The organism is Bradyrhizobium sp. STM 3557, assembly GCF_045571465.1.
In the GTDB taxonomy this organism is placed as follows: Bacteria; Pseudomonadota; Alphaproteobacteria; order Rhizobiales; family Xanthobacteraceae; genus Bradyrhizobium.
The window spans coordinates 5,699,422-5,718,937 of sequence record NZ_CP120697.1 but is presented as its reverse complement, the minus strand read 5'-3'; the positions used below and the strand labels follow the sequence as shown (position 1 = coordinate 5,718,937).

At 64.5% G+C, this 19,516-nt stretch carries 20 protein-coding genes; 12 read left to right on the top strand and 8 right to left on the bottom strand.

The genetic code is table 11. From position 1 onward, the window contains the following. Positions 1-230 precede the first annotated feature (230 nt). Together P6U24_RS26415 and P6U24_RS26410 are read right to left on the bottom strand one after the other, a co-directional pair. The gene (locus P6U24_RS26415) at positions 231-1,289 is read right to left on the bottom strand and encodes a nickel/cobalt efflux transporter (RefSeq protein ID WP_407155388.1); all 1,059 of its coding nucleotides are present in this window, start codon (positions 1,287-1,289) and stop codon (positions 231-233) included. Positions 1,290-1,293: 4 nt separating this feature from the next. Then, positions 1,294-1,572, bottom strand: a complete 279-nt coding sequence (locus P6U24_RS26410; protein WP_407155387.1) for a metal/formaldehyde-sensitive transcriptional repressor — start codon at positions 1,570-1,572, stop codon at positions 1,294-1,296. A 377-nt stretch (positions 1,573-1,949) separates the two neighbouring features. Here P6U24_RS26410 and P6U24_RS26405 point away from each other — a divergent pair, with 377 nt between their 5' ends. The 6 genes from P6U24_RS26405 to P6U24_RS26380 all read left to right on the top strand — a co-directional run bounded on the left by P6U24_RS26405 (position 1,950) and on the right by P6U24_RS26380 (position 7,320). Further along, a complete protein-coding gene (locus P6U24_RS26405; protein ID WP_407155386.1) occupies positions 1,950-2,903 on the top strand; it encodes a sugar-binding protein in 954 nt (317 codons plus the stop codon). Between the two features lie 208 nt (positions 2,904-3,111). Continuing rightward, the gene (locus P6U24_RS26400; RefSeq protein ID WP_407155385.1) at positions 3,112-4,614 is read left to right on the top strand and encodes a sugar ABC transporter ATP-binding protein; all 1,503 of its coding nucleotides are present in this window, start codon (positions 3,112-3,114) and stop codon (positions 4,612-4,614) included. Positions 4,615-4,625: 11 nt separating this feature from the next. Next, complete coding sequence (locus P6U24_RS26395; RefSeq protein ID WP_407155384.1) at positions 4,626-5,651, top strand: ABC transporter permease; 1,026 nt, start codon at positions 4,626-4,628, stop codon at positions 5,649-5,651. A gap of 166 nt (positions 5,652-5,817) precedes the next feature. After that, positions 5,818-6,060, top strand: a complete 243-nt coding sequence (locus P6U24_RS26390) for a hypothetical protein (RefSeq protein WP_407155383.1) — start codon at positions 5,818-5,820, stop codon at positions 6,058-6,060. A 7-nt stretch (positions 6,061-6,067) separates the two neighbouring features. Continuing rightward, on the top strand, positions 6,068-6,538 hold the full coding sequence (locus P6U24_RS26385; RefSeq protein ID WP_407155382.1) for a hypothetical protein: 471 nt from the start codon (positions 6,068-6,070) through the stop codon (positions 6,536-6,538). Positions 6,539-6,768: 230 nt separating this feature from the next. Then, entirely contained in the window at positions 6,769-7,320 is a 552-nt protein-coding gene (locus tag P6U24_RS26380; RefSeq protein WP_407155381.1) for a cytochrome b, read from the top strand. A gap of 168 nt (positions 7,321-7,488) precedes the next feature. Here P6U24_RS26380 and purB read toward each other — a convergent pair whose 3' ends face one another. From purB to P6U24_RS26365, 3 genes are all read right to left on the bottom strand, one after another. Continuing rightward, on the bottom strand, positions 7,489-8,796 hold the full coding sequence (gene purB, locus P6U24_RS26375; protein WP_407155380.1) for an adenylosuccinate lyase: 1,308 nt from the start codon (positions 8,794-8,796) through the stop codon (positions 7,489-7,491). Positions 8,797-8,920: 124 nt separating this feature from the next. Continuing rightward, positions 8,921-9,568, bottom strand: coding sequence for a response regulator (locus P6U24_RS26370; protein WP_407160587.1), 648 nt, complete (start codon positions 9,566-9,568; stop codon positions 8,921-8,923). A gap of 20 nt (positions 9,569-9,588) precedes the next feature. Next, complete coding sequence (locus tag P6U24_RS26365; RefSeq protein WP_407155379.1) at positions 9,589-10,947, bottom strand: histidine kinase; 1,359 nt, start codon at positions 10,945-10,947, stop codon at positions 9,589-9,591. Between the two features lie 198 nt (positions 10,948-11,145). Here P6U24_RS26365 and P6U24_RS26360 point away from each other — a divergent pair, with 198 nt between their 5' ends. Genes P6U24_RS26360 through P6U24_RS26350 form a run of 3 tightly spaced genes read left to right on the top strand, consistent with a single transcriptional unit; the run spans position 11,146 to position 13,198 of the window. Next, complete coding sequence (locus P6U24_RS26360; RefSeq protein ID WP_407155378.1) at positions 11,146-11,925, top strand: MotA/TolQ/ExbB proton channel family protein; 780 nt, start codon at positions 11,146-11,148, stop codon at positions 11,923-11,925. Further along, the gene (locus P6U24_RS26355) at positions 11,922-12,593 is read left to right on the top strand and encodes a hypothetical protein (protein WP_407155377.1); all 672 of its coding nucleotides are present in this window, start codon (positions 11,922-11,924) and stop codon (positions 12,591-12,593) included. Before P6U24_RS26360 ends, P6U24_RS26355 begins: the two co-directional genes overlap by 4 nt. Beyond that, the gene (locus tag P6U24_RS26350; protein ID WP_407155376.1) at positions 12,590-13,198 is read left to right on the top strand and encodes a hypothetical protein; all 609 of its coding nucleotides are present in this window, start codon (positions 12,590-12,592) and stop codon (positions 13,196-13,198) included. Before P6U24_RS26355 ends, P6U24_RS26350 begins: the two co-directional genes overlap by 4 nt. Positions 13,199-13,238: 40 nt before the next feature. Here the strand turns inward: P6U24_RS26350 and P6U24_RS26345 are convergent, their stop codons facing one another. Further along, positions 13,239-14,990 (bottom strand): serine hydrolase, encoded by a 1,752-nt coding sequence (locus P6U24_RS26345; protein WP_407155375.1) that lies wholly within the window; start codon positions 14,988-14,990, stop codon positions 13,239-13,241. Between the two features lie 292 nt (positions 14,991-15,282). On the opposite strand from P6U24_RS26345, the gene P6U24_RS26340 reads away from it, so the two are divergent. Together P6U24_RS26340 and P6U24_RS26335 are read left to right on the top strand one after the other, a co-directional pair. Then, positions 15,283-16,023 (top strand): metallophosphoesterase family protein, encoded by a 741-nt coding sequence (locus tag P6U24_RS26340; protein ID WP_407155374.1) that lies wholly within the window; start codon positions 15,283-15,285, stop codon positions 16,021-16,023. A 4-nt stretch (positions 16,024-16,027) separates the two neighbouring features. Then, positions 16,028-17,473, top strand: a complete 1,446-nt coding sequence (locus P6U24_RS26335; protein WP_407155373.1) for a serine/threonine protein kinase — start codon at positions 16,028-16,030, stop codon at positions 17,471-17,473. 56 nt (positions 17,474-17,529) lie between these two features. On the opposite strand, the gene P6U24_RS26330 is transcribed toward P6U24_RS26335, so the two are convergent. Both P6U24_RS26330 and P6U24_RS26325 read right to left on the bottom strand, forming a co-directional pair. Then, on the bottom strand, positions 17,530-18,219 hold the full coding sequence (locus P6U24_RS26330) for an L-2-amino-thiazoline-4-carboxylic acid hydrolase (protein ID WP_407155372.1): 690 nt from the start codon (positions 18,217-18,219) through the stop codon (positions 17,530-17,532). 48 nt (positions 18,220-18,267) lie between these two features. Continuing rightward, positions 18,268-18,654: a RidA family protein gene (locus P6U24_RS26325; protein ID WP_407155371.1), complete on the bottom strand. Its 387-nt coding sequence runs from the start codon at positions 18,652-18,654 to the stop codon at positions 18,268-18,270. Positions 18,655-18,783: 129 nt separating this feature from the next. Here P6U24_RS26325 and P6U24_RS26320 point away from each other — a divergent pair, with 129 nt between their 5' ends. Further along, complete coding sequence (locus P6U24_RS26320) at positions 18,784-19,413, top strand: LysR family transcriptional regulator (protein WP_407160586.1); 630 nt, start codon at positions 18,784-18,786, stop codon at positions 19,411-19,413. Positions 19,414-19,516 lie beyond the last annotated feature (103 nt).

Here is a 19,516-nt window from a genome sequence, read left to right as displayed (position 1 = left end):
GTGGCATGCATTGATATTCCTCAAGCCGTTCATGACACTAGAGCCCCGTTCCGATTGAATCGGAACGGGGCTCTAGCTTTTTGTTTTGACGCGTTTTCTTGACGCGAACCGGTGTCCACTTCGCTTGAAAACGCTCTAGCCGGCGCGGCAGCGACCGGCTTGCATATGTGGCCGACTCAAAAAGCCGTGTGGAGCGGCGCGGCGATTCCCGCTGGCGTGCGTGGGTTCCGTCAAATCGCCTTCACTCCGAGCCAACCCGTATAAAGGCCGACCATCACGATCAGAACAGCCGACGCATAAGGCGCCTGGCGTACGTAGTGGCTGAAGCCGCTCCATCGCCGTTCGATGTGGCGCAGGCTGAGCGCTGCGAGCACGCCGGCGGACACCATCGTGATCGCGAGGCCGATGCCGAAGCAAACGACCAGCGTGAAGCCAAGGCTGAGCTGCTTGAGCTGCAGACAAAGCAACAGCACGGTGATCGCGGCGGGGCAGGGGATCAGGCCGCCGGTGAGACCGAACAGCAGGATTTGCCAGGTGGTGACGGTGCGACCCGCAAAGCGTTTGCGGATGTCGGCGGCATGCGCGCGGGCATGTGCATCGTCCTCGTCGCCGAGATTCATGTGCGAATGATCGTGCTCGGCGAACGTAACCGTGAATGCGTCGCCGCGCAGCGACAGCCTGGCTTCGAAGGCGTGCGGCTCGGGAATGTCGTCGATGCTTTCGAGAAAGCCATCCTTGACGACAAACCGGAACGATTGCGTCGCACCATCGTCGCGGACGGTCTCAAGCTGGATTTCGTCTGCTGCCGGCAAGGGACCGCTCTCGCTCTCGATCCGGAAGCGTGGCGGCACGCCGTCCTCGAAAATCGCAAGCGTCAGCACCGCATTGCCGGTCGCGATGCGCTGCGCCTCCTCGTGATGATGGTGATGATCATGCTCGCCATTCTGCTCGCGCCAGGTCCGCCAGGCCATCCAGGCTGCGATGGCGATGATGATGACCGCGGAGGCGATCTGAAAGTAAGCCTCGCTCTGCTCGCCATTCCATTCGCGGCCGAGATAGAGCCCGCCGAGCGCCACGGCCCATACCACTGCAGTGTGCGAGATGGTGGCGGAGAGGCCGAGCAGGGTGGCCTGCAGCACGGTGCCGCGGATCGCGATGATGAAGGCCGCCATCATCGTCTTGGAGTGGCCGGGCTCGAGCCCATGCAACGCGCCGAGCAGAATCGCGCTCGGCACGAACAGCCACGCGTGAGCGGTGCTCTGCTGCAGGAGCTGCGCGAGGTCCGTCATCGCTTCACTTCAGATAGGTTCTGACAACGTCGATCAGGTCGGCCGCGCCCCTGGCCTTGTCCGGGTCTTTCTCGCGCGCGGGGTCGACGACGTGATGGCGGATGTGGTCCTCCAGCAGTTCGGCGGTGAGGCCGTTCACGGCGCCGCGGACCGACGCCACCAGCATCAGCACGTCGGCACAGCCGAGCTCGCTCTCGAGCGCGCGCTCGACCGCCTCGATCTGTCCCTTGATCCGCCTGACGCGGCCGATCAGCTTCGACTTGTGCTTGATGGTGTGCGACATGCGCGTAGCATAGGGGGGTACCCTATGTGAAGCAAGTGCTCGGGGAATGCAATCGAGCAGTCCGCGTCGAGGGCGCGCTGACGATCCGACAGCCAGCGCCCGACCTGAACGCCGGATCGGGCGGTGATCGATCTTTAGTCTGACAGTATGACTATTGACCTGTGGTATCGCTCTGCTACTTTGAGGTGCGCGCCTCATTTTGCAGGCTGCAGCCGAGTGGTCGTGCCGTCATTTGCAGATCGCGGATGACGGTCGGTTTTTCGTGCGGCGGGATGAGCAAAGCGGGGGCGTTCACCAAGACGACACGACACCATAACGGTATAATGGCGCTCTAGCCTCGACAGAAGGGTGGGCGGCAAAAATTGGGGAGGAGTTTCATGAAGCGTTTCGTCGCTGCCGGTATGTCCGCGGTATTTGCGGTCGCTCTCGGTCTCGGCTCGGCACAGGCGGCCGATAAGAAGGTGCTCGCGTTCGTCGTCAACGGCGCGTCCGACTTCTGGAAGATTGCCGAAGCCGGCGTGAAGAAGGCGCAAGGCGAGCTGCCCAAATACGATCTGCAGTTCAAATATCCCGAGCAGGCGGCCGCCGCGGTGCAGCAGCGCATCCTCGACGATCTCGTCGCTGCCGGCGCCGCTGGCATCATGGTCAGCGCGATCGATCCGAAGAACCAGACCGAGGTGCTCAACAAGGTGGCTTCGCAGACGGTTCTGTTCACCACCGACTCCGATGCCCCGCAATCGAAGCGCATCGCCTATATCGGCTCCTCCAACACCGATCTCGGCAAGGATGCCGGCAAGCTGATGCTGAAGGCCCTGCCCAATGGCGGCAAGTGCGTCGGTTTCGTCGGCCTGCCGGGCGCCGACAATGCGCGTGAGCGGATCGAAGGCGTGAAGGAGGCGATCAAGGGCTCGAAGGTCGAGCTGGTCGACGTCCGAGGCGACGAGATCGACCAGACCCGCGCCAAGCGCAATGTCGAGGACGTCCTCGCCGCCAATCCGGATGTCAGCTGCCTGGTCGGCTTCTACTCCTACAACACGCCGCGCATCTACGAGGTGCTGAAGGAGGCCGGCAAGCTCGGCAAGATCCAGATCATCGGCTTCGATGAGGATCCGATCACGCTCGGCGGCGTCAAGGAAGGTGCCATCATCGGCACCGTCGTGCAGCAGCCGTTCGAGTGGGGCTATCAGGGCATGAAGCTGATGGCGAAATATATCGAGGGCGACAAGTCGGGCATCCCGGCCAACGGCATCATCATCGTGCCCGGCAAGGTGATCGAGAAGTCGAACGTCGACGACTTCATGGCCCAGATGAAGCAGATGCTGAAGAAGTAGCTGGCGGGGCGAGGAACAGGTCGGGGCCTCATGGTTCGAGACGCTCGGCTTCGCCGAGCCCTCACCATGAGGATTCGCACTTGCTCCGCGAAAAGACCCTCATCCTGAGGAGCCCGCCGGAGGCGGGCATCTCGAAGGATGTCTGCAGCCGTTCAGAGATGTCAGCCGCCGTGCGCCGTCGGCACCGCGAGCATGAAGTGTCGTCGCAATGCCCGAGCCGTTTCTCGAACTGGTCGATATCAGCAAGGAGTATCCTGGCGTGGTCGCGCTCGACCGCGTCAGCTTTTCCGTCTCCCCGGGCGAGGTGATCGCGCTGCTCGGCGAGAACGGCGCCGGCAAGTCGACCTTGATGCGCGTGCTCGGCGGCGTGGTCGCGCCGAGCAGTGGCGTCATCCGCGTCGACGGCGTCGAACGGCGCTCGCTCGACGTCACCGATGCGATCAAGGCGGGCATCGCCTTCGTCCACCAGGAGCTCAACCTGTTCGACAACCTCGATGTTGCCGCCAATGTCTTCATCGGCCGCGAGCCGGTCTATGGCGGGCCGCTGAGGCTGGTCGACCGCAAGCGTCTGCACGCCAAGGTGCAGCCGCTGCTGGATCGGCTGGGCGTGGATTTCGCGCCGGATACGCCGCTCGCCGACCTGTCGCTGGCGCAGCGCCAGCTGGTCGAGATCATGAAGGCGCTGTCGCTCGATGCGCGGCTCGTCATCATGGACGAGCCGACCTCGAGCCTGACCTTGTCCGAGACCGAGCGCCTGCTGAAGGTCATCGCCGGCCTCAAGGCCGAGGGCGTCAGCATCATCTTCATCACCCATCGCCTCAATGAGGTGATGCAATGCGCCGACCGTGCCGTGGTGCTGCGCGACGGCCGCATGGTCGGCGCGCTGACGCGGGCCGAGCTGTCGCCGGCGGCGATGATCCGCCTGATGATCGGGCGCGATCTCAAATCGCTTTATGTGCCGCCGGCCGCGCCGCCCGGTGAAGCCGTGCTCGATATCGTTGGCGCCGTGACCGACACCTATCCCGAGCGCGCCGTCAGCCTGCAGGTCCGCCGCGGCGAGATCTTAGGGCTGGCCGGCCTTGTCGGCTCCGGGCGCACCGAGCTTGCGCGCGCTGTCTTCGGTGTCGACCGCCTGCAGCGCGGCGCGATCCGGCTCGAGGGTGCGCCGATCCAGGTGACGAGCCCGCGGGCGGCGATCGCGCATGGCATTTATTTGATCCCGGAGGATCGCAAGGGCTGCGGCCTGCTGCTTGACCTGTCGATCGCCGAGAACATCTCGCTGCCCGATCTCGCCTCCTATCTGCGCCTGGGGCTGGTGGACACCGAGCGCGAGACCGAGAACGCGAAAGACCAGCGCGAGCGCCTCAAGATCCGCGCGCCTGACGTGGCGACCGCGGTCGGCACGCTGTCGGGCGGCAACCAGCAGAAGGTCGTGCTGGCCAAATGGCTCTCGATGCGGCCGAAGGTGCTGATCTTCGACGAGCCGACCCGCGGCATCGACGTCGGCGCCAAGCAGGAGATCTACGATATGCTGCGCCGGCTCACCGACGCAGGCGTTGCGATCCTGATGATCTCGAGCGACATGGAAGAGGTGATCGGCGTGAGTGACCGGATTGCGGTGATGCACGAGGGCGCGATTTCAGGCTTTCTGGAGCGCAGCCAGTTCAGCGAGCACAACGTGCTGCAGCTGGCTGTCGGCCACAGCATATAGGCGAGGTTCCCGTGCAGAAGAAAGATCTCAGCCTGCTGATCCTGATCCTGGTGGTCGGCGCCGTCGTCGCCTTCATCAACCCGCGTTTCCTGCTCGCCGGCAACTTGTCCAACACCGCCAATCAGGTTGGATTGTTCGGCATCTTCTCGATCGGCGAGGCCTGCGTCATCATCATCGGCGGGATCGAGCTGTCGGTCGGCTCGGTGATCGCGCTGCTCGGCGTGCTCTTCATCGACCTGATCGTCAATCATGACGTCGACTGGATCGCGGCCGTCGCGCTGATCATCGGCGGCGGGCTGTTGATCGGCGTGGTACACGGCCTGCTCGTCACCAAGATGAAGATCCAGCCTTTTGTGGTCACGCTGTGCGGGCTTCTGATTTATCGCGGCGCCGCGCGCTACTACACCGAGGATTCCACCGCCGGATTCGGTTATGGCGCGAGCTTCCCGACATTGGAATGGCTGACGGCGGGCCGCACCGACGTGCTCGGCTTCCCGCTGCCGCACAGCGTGATCGCACTCGCCATTGTTACTGCAATTGCCTGGGTGGTGCTGCACCGCTCGGTGGCCGGCCGCTATCTCTATGCGGTCGGCAAGAACGAGGAGGCGGCGCGCTATTCCGGCATCCGCTCCGATCGTGTCGTGATCTCGGCTTACGTGATCTGCGGCGGGCTCACCGCCTTCGCCGCGATCCTGATCGCGATGTACACGCGATCGATCTCGCCGGCGGTGCACGGCTCGTTCTACGAGCTCTACGCGATCGCTGCGGCCGTGCTCGGCGGCTGCTCGCTGCGCGGCGGCGAGGGCTCGGTGCTCGGCGTCGTGCTCGGCACGGTGCTGCTGCAGGTGCTGCAGAACCTGGTCAACCTGCTCGGCATTCCGAGCTCGCTCAACTTCGCCGTGATGGGCACCGTCATTCTGATCGGCGTGGTCGCCGACCAGTATCTGGTGCAGCGCCGGCGTCGCGCGACCTCGGCCAAGGGTCATGCGAGGCCCGGCCTCGCCGGCGCACCGCTGGGGCAGGCGAAGGCGGAGTGAGTACGCCTTCGATCCAAAGCAGCGGTCGGTGTGGTGGACTGCCGAGCTGACTAGCCACAGATAAGCAGTTGATGGGCCACGCTTAATAGCCATTCTCGTATATTGCGAACGGGCTGCTTATCGCTGTAAGAAGAGGATCCAGACGTATCGCCACAGGAAGGCTGCCATGGCCGATATCACGGTACATCTCGACGATGAACTTTACGACAAGGCCTCGCGGGTTGCCAGATGGGACAACGTCAGCGTGAAAGAGCTTTTTGAGGAGGTCATGCGCCGCCACCTGGACTATGTCGAGGTGGTGAAGGACTTCTCAAAGATGCTCCCACTTTCGCTGGAGAATTATGAGCTTCATCGCGATGCCGACGAGAGCGATGAGGATTACGCGTTTAGGCGGTCACTTTTCGAGTGAGGGCTGCATGGCTCCGCCTTTTCGACGCGGTGACATGGTCTGGAGTTACTTCCCATTTTCTGAGGCTCCGGATAGTCCTGCACGAACGCGTCATGCAGCAATCGTCGTCGGTGCTTTTTCTGCCACCGACGCTTCCAGAACGTTAGGACACCTGACGCCGGCATACGGAGCCGTTGTCGCAGTTTATACCTCGTCGCAAGTCAAGAAATTCGGCGGCCGCCTGCCGATTGGAGTGATCCAGGTGCCGCTGGACAGAGCGCGTCAGAACAAAAACGATGTCGCGTTCTTCATCGATACACGCGTCCGCGCTTATCTTCCGATACATAAGGACTTCTTTCCCGATTTGGATGCGCCCGATCATGGAGTGATCACATCCATCGATCCGGGATTGTTCAGATCAGTGATGGAGGAGTTTGCTCGGGTGAACGCCCGGGCAAGGGAGCAGATCATAGCGGTCGGGCCGCTTCGGCCTCGCTGAACGCCAAATATCTGGCGCTGCGGATTTAGATACCCGGTTCGGCCAAGCCTGCGCTGCGCGGTGCCCGCTACAGCTGATAGGTCGACGGCAGGTCCGCGGACAACTTGACGCAGGCGTGTTGCCGTCAATTTGGAGTGATTCCATTCGTCTTGCCGCGATGGCCCCGTTTAAAACGCTTCCACATCGCAGCGGCGATGCCGCGTCATTGGGCGGTGCGGGGGCCGGCAGACATGATCAGAAACACGGGGTCAAGCTGGGGCAGCGTGTCGCGCGCCCTGCACTGGCTAATCGGCCTCACCATCGTCGGCATGCTCGCCTTCGGCTGGTGGATGAACCACATTCCGGCGCGCCCCGATCGCTTCTTTTACCGCCAAATCCATGCCGACATCGGCTACGTGCTGCTGGTCTTGCTCGTCCTTCGCATCGTCTGGCGCCTCTTCAATCCCGGGCCGGTGCTGCCGCAGGGAACGCCGCGCTGGATCGGCGTCCTGGCGCGCTTCCATCAGTGGACGCTCGATTTCGCGGCACTCGTGGTCATCATGCTGGGCTGGGCCCATTCCGGCGCGCACACCCCGAACTATGCGAACTGGTTCGGGCTGTTCCAGGTGCCGCAGATCACCTCGCCGGACAAGGCAGAGGCGCAGCTCTACGAGGACCGCCACATCCTGTTCGCCTATGTGCTGCTGGCGCTGGTCGTGATCCATGTCGCGGCTGCGATCTGGCATCACCGGATCAGGCGCGACACGGTGGTGCTGCGGATGGTGCGCGAGGAGGCGGGCTGACCGACAGTCCGAGCGACGTCCGCGCCCTTTACCGCAGTGTCTTCCGTTATTGCCAGGAGCGAAGCGGACGAAGCAATCCAGTCTTTTTTCTTGGCTCTGGATTGCTTCGCGGAGCCTGTCTCGGGCCGCGCATTCGCGCGGACCCGTTGGCTCGCAACGACGGATTAACTACACCTCGCCGAACACGCGCCTGAAGATCGTGTCGACGTGCTTGAGGTGATAGCCGAGGTCGAACTGCTCGTCGATCTCGGCGTCCGTGAGATATTTCTTCACGTCAGCGTCCTGCTTGAGCAGCGTCTTGAAGTCGCCTTCGCCGCGCCAGACCGGCATCGCGTTGCGCTGCACGAGCTTGTAGGCATCCTCGCGGCTCGCGCCCTTCTGGGTCAGCGCGATCAAGAGCCGCTGCGAGTGCACAAGGCCGCCGAGCCGGTCGAGGTTCTTCTCCATGTTGGCCGGGTAGACCAGGAGCTTCTCGATCAGGCCGGCGAGGCGCACCAGCGCGAAGTCGAGCGTGACCGTCGCATCCGGGCCGATCATGCGCTCGACCGAGGAATGCGAGATGTCGCGCTCGTGCCAAAGCACGACGTTCTCCAGCGCCGGTGTCACGTAGCCGCGCACCATGCGCGACAGGCCGGTGAGGTTCTCGGACAGCACCGGATTGCGCTTGTGCGGCATCGCGGAGGAGCCCTTTTGCCCTTCCGAGAAGAACTCCTCCGCCTCCAGCACCTCGGTGCGCTGCAGGTGGCGGACTTCGGTGGCCAGGCGCTCGACCGAGGAGGCGATCACGCCGAGTGTCGCAAAATACATCGCGTGGCGGTCGCGCGGGATGACTTGCGTCGAGATCGGCTCCGGGGTGAGGCCCATCGCCTTGGCGACGTGCTCCTCCACACGCGGGTCGATCTGGGCGAAGGTGCCGACGGCGCCTGATATGGCGCAGGTCGCGACCTCCTTGCGCGCGGCGAGCAGCCGCTCGCGCGCGCGGCTGAACTCGGCATAGGCATAGGCGAGCTTGAGGCCGAAGGTGACCGGCTCGGCATGGATGCCGTGCGAGCGGCCGATGGTCGGTGTCATCTTGTGCTCGAGGGCGCGCTTCTTGAGCGCGGCGAGCACCTTATCGAGGTCGGCGAGCAAGAGGTCGGCGGCGCGGGTGAGCTGGACGTTGAGGCAGGTGTCGAGCACGTCGGAGGAGGTCATGCCCTGGTGCACGAAACGCGCCTCGGGGCCGACGATTTCAGCCAAGTGGGTCAGGAACGCGATGACATCGTGCTTGGTCTCGCGCTCGATCTCGTCGATGCGTGCGACGTCGAAGGTGGCGTCCTTGGCCTTGGCCCAGATGGTCTTGGCGGCGTCCTTCGGGATCACGCCCAGTTCCGCCAGCGCGTCCGCCGCATGCGCCTCGATCTCGAACCAGATCTTGAAGCGCGTCTGCGGCTCCCAGATCGCGGCCATTTCGGGACGGGTATAGCGGGGGATCATCTGATGGCTCCAAACACGGCGGCCGGGCGCAGCAAAAAGGGCTGCCCCGGCGAGGTTTCAAGGCCGGGCTTTAGCAGATCGCCTGCGCAGGGGACAAGGGAGGGCAGGGCGGGTGAACCGCCCGCTACAGCGCGGTCAGTCCGCAGGCGGCGGCGAAGCGCACCAGCTGCGCGTCGGTCTGCAGCCCGGTCTTGGCCTTGACCAGATAATGGTAGTTCTGGACCGTCTTGACGCTGATATGGAGATTGGCCGCGATCTCGTCGGTGGTCAGCCCGGCCGCGAACTGCCGAAGGATCTCAATCTCGCGCTCGCCCAGCCGCTCCAGTGTCGCCTGCAGCGGATCGAGGCTGTCGGCCGCAAGACTATGGGCGACGTCGTCGCTGATGGCGCGCTCGCCGCGGGCGACCGCCCGGATGGCGCGGATCAGGGCCGCAGGCTCGCTGCTCTTGGTGACGAAGCCCCCGGCGCCGGCACTGAAAGCCGCCTTCACCACCGCGGCCTCGCTGTGCATGCTGAACACCAGAATGCGGGCAGAGCGGTCGCGGGCGCGGATGTTGCGGATCGCCTCCAGCCCGCTCGCGCCCTGCATCGAGAGGTCCATGACGACAATGTCGGGCGCGTGGGTCTTGAAGGCGGCATAGGCCTGCGCCGCGTTCTCGGCTTCGGCGACGACGGCAAAACCGTCCTGGCTCTCGAGCACGCGCCGATAACCCTGGCGCACCACCGGGTGATCATCGACCAATAGGATCGACAATGGCGCGGCCTCCGCCATCGGCTTCGGCGCTCCCTGTTTCATGCCGCGATCGGGATCGTTGCTGCGACACTGACGCCGCGCGGCGCAAGGCCGATCGACAGCGAGCCGCCCACGGCGGCAATCCGTTCGCGAATTCCGGTCAGGCCGAAGCCCGGCGACTGTGCCAGATCGGCAGTGTCGCCGCCGCCATCATCCTCGACGCAGATCAGGAGCGCGTCTTCCGCTCCGCTCTGTCGCGCGACGCGGAGCGAGATTTCCGAGGCGGTGGTGTGGCGCAGCGCGTTGGTGAGGCATTCCTGCGCGACGCGATAGGCCGTCACCGCGACCGGTCCTTGCAGATCGGCGAGATCGCCCTGCAAGTCGAGACGGATGGTCGGACGCGCCGCATGCCGCCAGTCCTCAGTGAGCGCGATCAGGCTGGCCTCGAGCCCGACCTCGGCGGCAAGCGGTCGCCGCAGCCGGCTGAGCGTGCCGCGCAGGCAGGTCATCAGATGCGCGGTTGCCTTGGAGATCATCCGCGCGTCCTGCGCCACATCGGCATCATGGCCTGCGCCAGCCGCCTCGATCGTGCTGGCAAAGGCGAGGATCGCGGTCAGGTTCTGACCGAATTCATCGTGCAGCTCGCGCGCCAGCGCCCGCCGCTCCTCGTCGCGAACGTCGAGCAATGCCTGCGTCAGTGCGGCGCGCTGTTCAGTGGCCTGCGCGAGGCGATCGCCGAGCTCGGTGACGGCGCGACCGATCATCGCAAGATCCATGGAGCGGAAACGCGGCAGCTCGGGATGGTAATTGCCGCCGGCCATGCCACGCAGCGCAGCGACGATGGACCGTGCCGGCGCCAGCGCCTGCGCGATCGCCAGCGAAGCCAGGATGCCGATCGCCAGCGCCATCGTCAGCGCGACGGTGAAATTGTCCTGGATGCGCTGCCAGGCGAGCTGGATCGCCGCATCTGAATCCGCCACCGCCGAAATCGTCCCGGCGGTGCTGGTACGGATGCTGATCGGCTGCGCGACCGTGCTGTGGTCGCCGAGCACGGTCTGCACCAGCGACCGGAACCAGCGCGGCGGCGCCTCGCCCAGTCCCTTGCTCTGGCCACAGAGCGGCTTTTCGAACGGCGCTTGCGGCTGGAACTCGACGCAGATGCCCGGCGAGATCAGCTTCATCGTCTCGGTGGTGCGCCAGTCCGGCACCGGCAGCAGATGCTCGCGTGTCCTGCTGCTGCGCAGCAAGACCTCCTGCCAGTACAGCGCCTCCAAGGCCTGGGAGACGCGCTTGGCCGATGCGCTCGTTGCCCGGTCGATGCTGTGATAGGCGTCCACGGTGACCCACATCGTGGCGGCCGCGAGGCAGAGCACGACGATCAGCACGAGGCGGCAGATGAGCTGAAGCACGAGGCGCATGCGATCATCTCCACAAATTTCAGTGAAGGGTAACAACATGCGCCGCCGCCGCCAAGCATGTGCGAGGCGCTGGGCATTAATCGGGAAAATTTCCCAGCGGCTTCTGGGCATATCCCTTTGGACGCCATCCCGTGCCTCTGCTTAACTGCCCGCCAATGCGCCGGCGAAAGACCGGATCATCAAGGGAGCGGATGCGAGATGAGTGCGGTCAGCGGTGCCGAGATGGCACTTCCGTCGGCAGAGGGCCCGGAGCGCAGCCCGCTGCTGCTGTGGATGATCTTTACTGGTCTGTCGATCTTCGCCGCGGTGGTGCTGTGGCGCTACGGCTTCATCCATTCGATGCTCGCCTCCGACCGCACCTACATCTCCAGCGTGATCGCCGTCCTCTACGTCGTCACCTCTGCGCATTGCTTCTGGCGCACGCGGCGGATCTCACGCGAGGCCGAGATCGCGGGGCGCTGCCGCGCCGTCCTCACCGGGCCCGATCGCGCGCGAGCGCTGCAAATGGAGGCGCATCTGCTGCCGTCAGGCCTCGTGCCCGATCACATCAAGAGCCTCGTCACCAAGGCGGAGACGCAAGGGGCAGGGCGCATCGACCAGACCTTGCTGCTGCGGACGCTTGCCGACCGGTTGCGCGGCTCCAACGGCTTTGGCGCGTTCGCCTCGGACACGCTGATGAAGCTCGGCCTGCTCGGCACCATCGTCGGCTTCATCATCATGCTGGCGCCGATCGCCGGCCTCGATGTCGGCGACAAGCTGGCGATGAAGTCCTCGATGGGATTGATGAGCGACGGCATGGCGGTGGCGATGTACACGACCCTCGCGGGCCTCGTCGGCTCCATCCTGGTGCGTATCCAGTACTACATGCTGGATACCGCGACCCAGCGGGTGTTCTCGGATGCTGTCGTGCTGACCGAGACGCGGGTGACGCCGCTCTTGGAGCGCTCGCTGGAGAGCTCCTTGGAGCGTCCGGCATGATGGACGATTTCGGCCTCTATCCGCGCAACGAGCAGTTCGATCCGTTCAGCGTCATGCTGTTCAAGGCGCTGCAGATCGTCGCTTTCTTCTTCTTCATCGCGGTGCTCGCGATCTCGCCGGACGCCAAGGATGGCAAGGTCGACACCAAGGCCGAGTTCATCATCACGATGGACTGGCCCGACAACCATCCTGATGATCTCGACCTGTTCGTGCAGGACCCGGTCGGCAACATCGCCTGGTATCGCCATCGCGAGGCTGGCTTCCTGACGCTCGATCGCGACGACCGCGGCGGCGCCAATGATTTCATCCTGGTCAACGGCATGAAGATCCCATCGCCGATCCGCGAGGAGATCGTCACAGTGCGCGGCCTCGTGCCAGGCGAGTACACCGTCAACGTCTCGCATTTCCAGGCGGTCAGCGGCCAGCCGGTCGAGGCCACCGTGAAGGTGCAGAAGCTCAATCCGAACGCGCAGGTGATCTTCGACGACAAGGTGGTGGTCGATCACAATGGCGACGAGAAGACGGCAGTGCGCTTCAGGCTGGATGCGGAAGGCAAGGTGGTCGACGTGCAACGGCGGCCGAAATCACTTCTGGAGACGTTCCGCAACGTTCACGCCAACGGCGCCGATATCGATCCCAAGACCGGCGTACGGATGCTGCGGCCATGAGCAATCTGCAGTCCGTCATCATCACGCTTTCGGTCAGCTACGCGGTGATCGGCGCGCTGCTCTTGCTGGTGCTGGTCTATGCCCGGCTGCCATGGGCGGCCAAGGCTACCGCCGTGATCATCACCAGCGTCTTCTACGTCGTGAGCTTCGCCGGCAGCCGCAGCCTGCTCGGCTGGGCCAGCATCGACCACCTGCCGCGCCAGTTCAAGCTGCTGCAGGCGCGGATCGTCGATCCTCACACAATCGAGGGCGATCCGGGCTCGGTCTATCTGTGGGTCGAGGCGCTCGACGAGGACAACCGGCCGAGCGGCGTGCCGCGCGCGTATCGGCTGCCCTACAGCGATGCGCTGGCCGACAAGACCCAGCATGCCTCCGACCAGATCGCGGCCGGTCATCCGCAAGGCGGCCGTGCCGCCGATTTCGGCACCGGTGAGGGCGGCGTCATCGATGCGGCGCGCGAATACATCCTGCCGAAGACCATCATCCAGACGGCAGGCGGCGATCCCTCGACCGGCGAGTTCAAGGCGGCACAACGCGCCGGCGACGGCGTCTCCTTCACGCCGCTGCTGCCGCCGCGCATGCCGCCCAAGGATGAGCAACAATAAAGGATGAGCAGCAATAGGCCGCTTCATGCGCACCGTTGCATCAACTTGAAGCGAGACCGGCCTCGATCCGCTGAGCAATGAAGGTGCCGTTGGGCTGGTGGAAAACCAGTTCGTCGACCGCGCCGGTCGCGCCGCGCCGAAACTCCACGCGAAATCCTTCGAGCTCGATGATGGTGAAGATGCCCCCTTGGTAGGGCCGAAGATGGTAGAGCGGCTGGTAGTCCGGCTTCAGCGTCAGCTCGCCGTCATGCTGCAGCGAGACCACATGCGTGATGGAGCCGTGCCTCCAGCGGCCGACGCATGCAGCGCGAAAGGTCGCATCCATGCAGTCGCCGCCTGGAGCGCGCGTGAACACGATGTCCGCCACCATCGGCTCGAACTGCGCCGACAGGCTGGCGACGTTGCCATCGCGATCCGTAGAGAACGAGATGGCAAGACGGTCCGGGTTCAGCTCATAGGGCAGTCGCGGCGTTTCGAAGGTCTCATAGTGTCGATGCGCGAGCTGGCCGGAGAAAATCCGGTACGCCCAATGAAGGCCGTCTGCCGTCGCCGTGATGGTGATCCGCCCATAGGCGGGATGCTCATAGCTGCCGGCATAGTCCGAGAGCGGGTGGGCGGGCGGCGCGTTCGGCTTGCGGGCCGCGCTTCGATTCTGCTCGTCGATCTCTTCCTGCGCCAGGGCCTTGCGGCGGAGATCGCGCAGGCGCGTGAGCCATGGAACGGGCTCCTTGCCGCAGATGCGGTCGAACAGATAGTTGATCAGGATGCTCGGAACAGGGGCTCCCCCGAGATTGCAGAACACGGCGATCCCGAGATTCCTCTCGGGGATCAGCCGCATCAAGGTGCTCCAGCCGATCCAGCCGCCGGAATGTCCGATGATCCGCTCGCCGCGATAGGTCGTCGAGACGAAGCCAAGGCCAGAATGGACATGTCCGAACTCGAATTCCGGAGTGCCCGAATGAACGCGCGGCGCCTGCATCTCGCGCACCAGGGCCGCGGACAGCAGCCGCTGGTTTTCGAATTCGCCCTCGGCGAGCAGGAATCTCATCCAGTTGGCGATCGCGGCAACCGACGTGTTGATGCCGCCTGCGGCGGTTGCATGGATGGGCCAGAGCTTGCTGGGACGGCGCTGGTCGCGATGGCTGACATAGGGCGTGGCCGCATCCTCCGCATTCGCAAGGCCGTCAATCGAAAACGTCACCGGCATCTTCAGCCGCTCGGTGATGCGCGTGCGGGTGAAATCCTCCCAGCTCTGGCCGCTGATCCTCTCGGCGACGATGCTGGCCGCGTTGTAACCGAGATTGCTGTATTGATAAGTCGTCCGGATGTCCCGGCTCGGCTCGATGTGGCGCATTGCGGCCAGCATCTCCATGCGGGACAGCCCGCCCGGCATCCAGATCCAATCATGCCGCGGCAGGCCGCTATGGTGACACAGCAGGTCGCGTACCGTGACGCGCTCCGTCGCGACCGGATCGTGCAGCCGGAACTCCGGCACATAGTCGCGGACCGGCTTTTTCCAATCGAGGCGGCCGTCGTCGACCAGCATTGCGAGGCCTGTCGCCGTGAAGGTCTTGGTGATCGAGCAGTTCGTGAATTGGGTGTGCGGCGTCGCCGGCAGGCCGGCTTCCGCGTCGCGCTGACCGTAGGCTTTCAAAATGGCGGTCTCGCCGTTCTGGACCAGCGCAACCGCGACGGCGGGCACCTTCCACTCCGTCATCGCCTCTTCAGCGAGGGCGTCGAGGCCGGGTATCATGCTGGTCAGGATCGTATCGTTCGCTGCGGGATCGGGCATTGCGAGCTCTCGGGAATGTTGAGACGGCCTGTCCTTTGAACGGCAAACCCGTCATTCGGCATGGTCAATGTACGCGGGCCCGGAACTGCTACATACCGTAGCATTTAGGGCGCGCGGCTGCAATCAGAGATCGTATGGCACGCAAAGAAATTCCTGGCGAAATCCCACACCCAAGCTGCGCGACATGGGGCCCGGTCGCCGGGGTGGAAAAGCGGCGCGCGGTGCTGCATGGTGCTGCTATTGTTCAGGTCCGGGATGAACACGGGCTGCTTCCGTGAGAGGCTAGACGAGAGTGCTGCTGGCGTTGTTTTCCGATGTCCATGCCAACCGGCCGGCGTTTGCCGCTTGCCTCGAGGCGGCGCGTGTGCGCGGCGCCGAGCGGTTCATCTGCCTTGGCGATATCGTCGGCTATGGCGCCGATCCGGAATGGTCGGTCGAGACCGTGATGGAGCTGGTCGCACAGGGCGGGCTGGCGGTGCGCGGCAATCACGACAATGCGATCGGATCGCCCAGCGAGAGCATGAATGCCGACGCGCAGGCCGCGATCGACTGGACGCGCGGGCGGCTCAGCACCGCGCATCGCCAATTCCTGGCCGCGCTGCCGATGAGCGTCGAGGACGAGGACCGGCTCTATGTGCATTCCGAGGCCTCCAGTCCGACCCGCTGGCGCTATGTTCAGTCGACACCGGACGCCGCACGCAGCATGATCGCCACCACCGCACAGGTCACGTTCTGCGGCCATATCCATCGTCCGGCACTGTATTCGCTCTCAGCGACGGCCAAGATGACGAGCTTCGTCCCGACCTCCAACGCGCCGGTGCAGCTCTTGCGCGGCCGGCAGTGGCTTGCGGTGGCGGGCTCGGTCGGCCAGCCGCGCGACGGCGACCCGGCGGCATCCTTCCTGACCTTCGACACCAGCACCAGGCAGGTCACCTATTGCCGCGTGCCATACGACGTCGAGACGGCGGCGCGTCGCATTCTCGATAGCGGGCTGCCGCCATGGCTCGCGGAGCGGCTCATCCTTGGACGATAGAGCGATGGCGAAATCTCCGGTCCATCCCGGCGCTGTCATCGATGGCTTCGTCGTCGGCGAGTGCGTGCATGCCGGCGGCATGGCGACGCTATGGAGCGTGACCCGTGCCGACATCGACCGGCCGCTTCTGATGAAGATCCCGCGCGTCGCCGAGGGCGAGGATCCGGCCGCGATCGTCTCATTCGAGATGGAGCAGCTGATCCTGCCGAAACTGTCCGGGCCGCATGTGCCGGCCTGCTTCGGCATCGGCGACTTCGCCCATCAGGCCTATGTCGTGATCGAGCGCATTCCGGGCGAGACGCTGTACAAGCGCCTGCCGGAGCTGCCGCTGGCTTACGAGGAGGCGCGGGGACTGGTCACGGGGATCGCGACCGCGCTCGCCGACCTGCATAAGCAGCACGTGATCCATCACGACATCAAGCCGTCGAGCATCATGTTTCGCCCGTCCGGCGAGGCCGTGCTGATCGATTACGGCCTGTCATGTCATAAGCATCTGCCGGACCTCTTGCAGGAGGAATTCAGGCTGCCCTATGGCACCGCGCCCTACATGGCGCCGGAGCGGCTGACCGGCGTGCGCAACGATCCGCGCAGCGATCTGTTCTCGCTCGGCGTGCTGCTCTATTTCTTCACCACGGCCGTGCGGCCGTTCGGCGAGACCGAGACCTTGCGCGGCATGCAGCGGCGGCTGTGGCGCGATCCTTATCCGCCGCGCCAGCTCAAGGCGGACTATCCGCCGTGGCTGCAGGAGATCGTGCTGCGCTGCCTGGAGATCGAGCCGAAGGGGCGTTATCCGACCGCTGCGCAGCTCGCCTTCGATCTCAGCCATCCCGACCAGGTGAAGCTCACGGCGCGCGCCGAGAAGGCGAAGCGCGATTCCATCACCACGGTGTGGCGACGGCGTTTCAATCGCGGCCTGGTGCAGCCGGAGTCTGTGGCCGACGTCGCGGCGCAGATCGCCTCCAGCCCGATCGTCGCGATCGCGGTGGACACCGCGGAAGGAACGGACGAGCTCAACGGCGCGCTGCGCCTCGCCGCCGCGCGCATCCTCGCGCCGCTGCCTGCGGCACGGCTCGCCTGCGTCAACGTGCTGAAGCTTGGCCGCATCACCATCGACCGCACCCTCGACGAGCAGGGCAAGAACAAGCATGTCGACCGCCTGGTGCAGTTGCGGCACTGGGCCTCGCCGCTCAAGCTCGATGCCAGCCGGTTGACCGTGCATGTGCTGGAGGCGGTCGATCCGGCCTCCGCGATTCTCGAATTCGCGAAAGCGAACCAGGTCGACCACATCATCATCGGCGCACGGCGGGATTCTGTGCTGCGCACGCTGCTCGGCAGTGTCTCGGCCAAGATCGCCGCGGAAGCTAATTGCACTGTCACGGTAGTCCGCCCGCCACGGTTGGCCGCGGGCGGGATGGCGGTCGCAGAGGCGGCAAAGCCGGCGAAGCGCTGAGGGCATTTCGGCTCGTCACTCGGCGCATGGCCTTGCTGAAGCAGGCCTGCGTTGTGCTAGTCCGGCGGGAGCCGCGAGAACCGGAAATTGCAGTGGCTCGCTCCGCCCGCCAATGTTTGCGTCCTTTCCAGGCGAATGCCTTGCGCTGCATAGGCGTCGAAATCGAGCCCACAAATGTTCGGCAGGATTTCCTTGTCTCCATGGCGAGCCGCGAATTTGCAGAAGCCGCAAGCTTTGTAGTTGATGCCGAACTCAAAGGTGTCACCCGGGCCCGGTTCGACGAAATCGTAGACGAAATCTTCCGGAAACCGGTTCTGATGGCCTTCTGTGGCGCTGCTGCTAGCCTGCTCGCGCAGCAAAGCCTGGTTCTCTGCCGACATGAATTGACGTCCCGAAGCAAGACGTTCCGCCTTCGGGACAGAGAGCCATTGCGCCTTGTAGGTTTCTCGCTCGATCTCGCCGATCACGGATGGCGGCACGCCGCGTCGCCGGAGCACCCGGCTGATGGCCATGAAGCCCATCAGACGCATGAAGGATTCGCTCATGCGATTTGCTGCGCCTCCGACATAAGGCATTTGGGTGAGCACGATGTCGAATTCGTTCATCACCTCCTGCCTGATCGCCTCAAGATCGGCGAGATGCGCGCGCTCGCGCAACATCGCTTCGGCAAGGTCGAGGCGATGGCGCATGGCGGCCTCCATTGCACTGCGATGCTGCTCGTAAAAGGGATGGATGATCTCAGCCATTGGGCACCTAACAGATTTGATTTATCGCGGGGGCGGCGAGAGCGGAGTTCATTCCGCAGCGATCGCCTCGATCTCCAGCAACCATTTGCTGTCGACGGTCTCAACGATCACCACCGTCAGTGCGGGCTGGTGTTCGCCGAGCACGGTACGGCGAATGGTGCGGTTGGGCACGACTTGATTCCTGTCGGTCAGGAAGGTCGTGACCTTGACCAGATGTTCGAGGCCGAGGCCGGCGGCTGCGAGCACCTCGATGACGTTGCGCCAGGCTTGCTCGCACTGCGCCTCGAATCCTTCAGGCACGGCGCCGTCGGGTGTTTCGGGCACCTGGCCGCTGACGAACAGCAGGCGGCGATGCTGACTGAGTTCAACTCCCATGCTGTACGCGCCGGCGGGCGGGCGGACCGTTGCGGGATTATGCTGGACGATTTGAGCCATGGGATGGGTCTCCGGATTGTGCGCCGACCGTATCGGGCGACATCCGCGCCGGCAAAGCATTGTTACTGGGGTTCAGCGCAAGAAAATCTATTGCAAGGTCACGGCCCAGCAGTGTCAAACTGCGGTGCGATGACCTACACCCTTCCACCGCTCAATGCGCTGCGTGCATTCGAAGCTGCCGCGCGGCACCTCAGCTTCAAGCTGGCCGCGCACGAGCTGCACGTGACGCCGGCCGCCGTGGGGCAACAGGTGAAAGCGCTGGAGGCACGTCTCGGCGTGCGCCTGTTTGAGCGGCTGCATAAGCAGCTCGTCCTGACCGCGGCCGGCCAGGCCTATCTGCCGGGGATATCCGACGGTTTCCGTCGCATTGCGGACGCGACAGCACAATTGAAGCCGGCAGGTGCGGTGCTGCTGCAGCTGGGAGTCCATGGCAGCTTCGACCTGCGCCGCCTCGCCTTGGCGGAGTTTCGCAGCGCGCATGCCGAGGTCGGCTTGCGGGTGCTGCAGCCCGCCGGCTTGCATGAGTTGGTCGAGGGCAAGATCGACCTGCTGATAGCCCGCGGTCTTGGCCACCATCCGGGCTATCGCTGCGACCGGGTCAATGAGGGATCCGGTTTGGGTGATTGGCTGGTCGCGCCTGAAGGCACCGCGGATTGCCCGGAGATCGTCAGCTTCCGCCAATGGCTGCGCGCGCTGGCGGCCGAGAACCCGCTCGCGAACCACTACCGTCCTCGTCTGATTGGCGGCGTCGGAAGTTGAGGCGACCGTGAAGTCGAAAGAGTCGTCAAAGACCCGACAGTGACGATCATCGGGCAGGGCGCCCGATACATCGATTGCGGCGGCCGCAAGAGCGCGGTCGCAG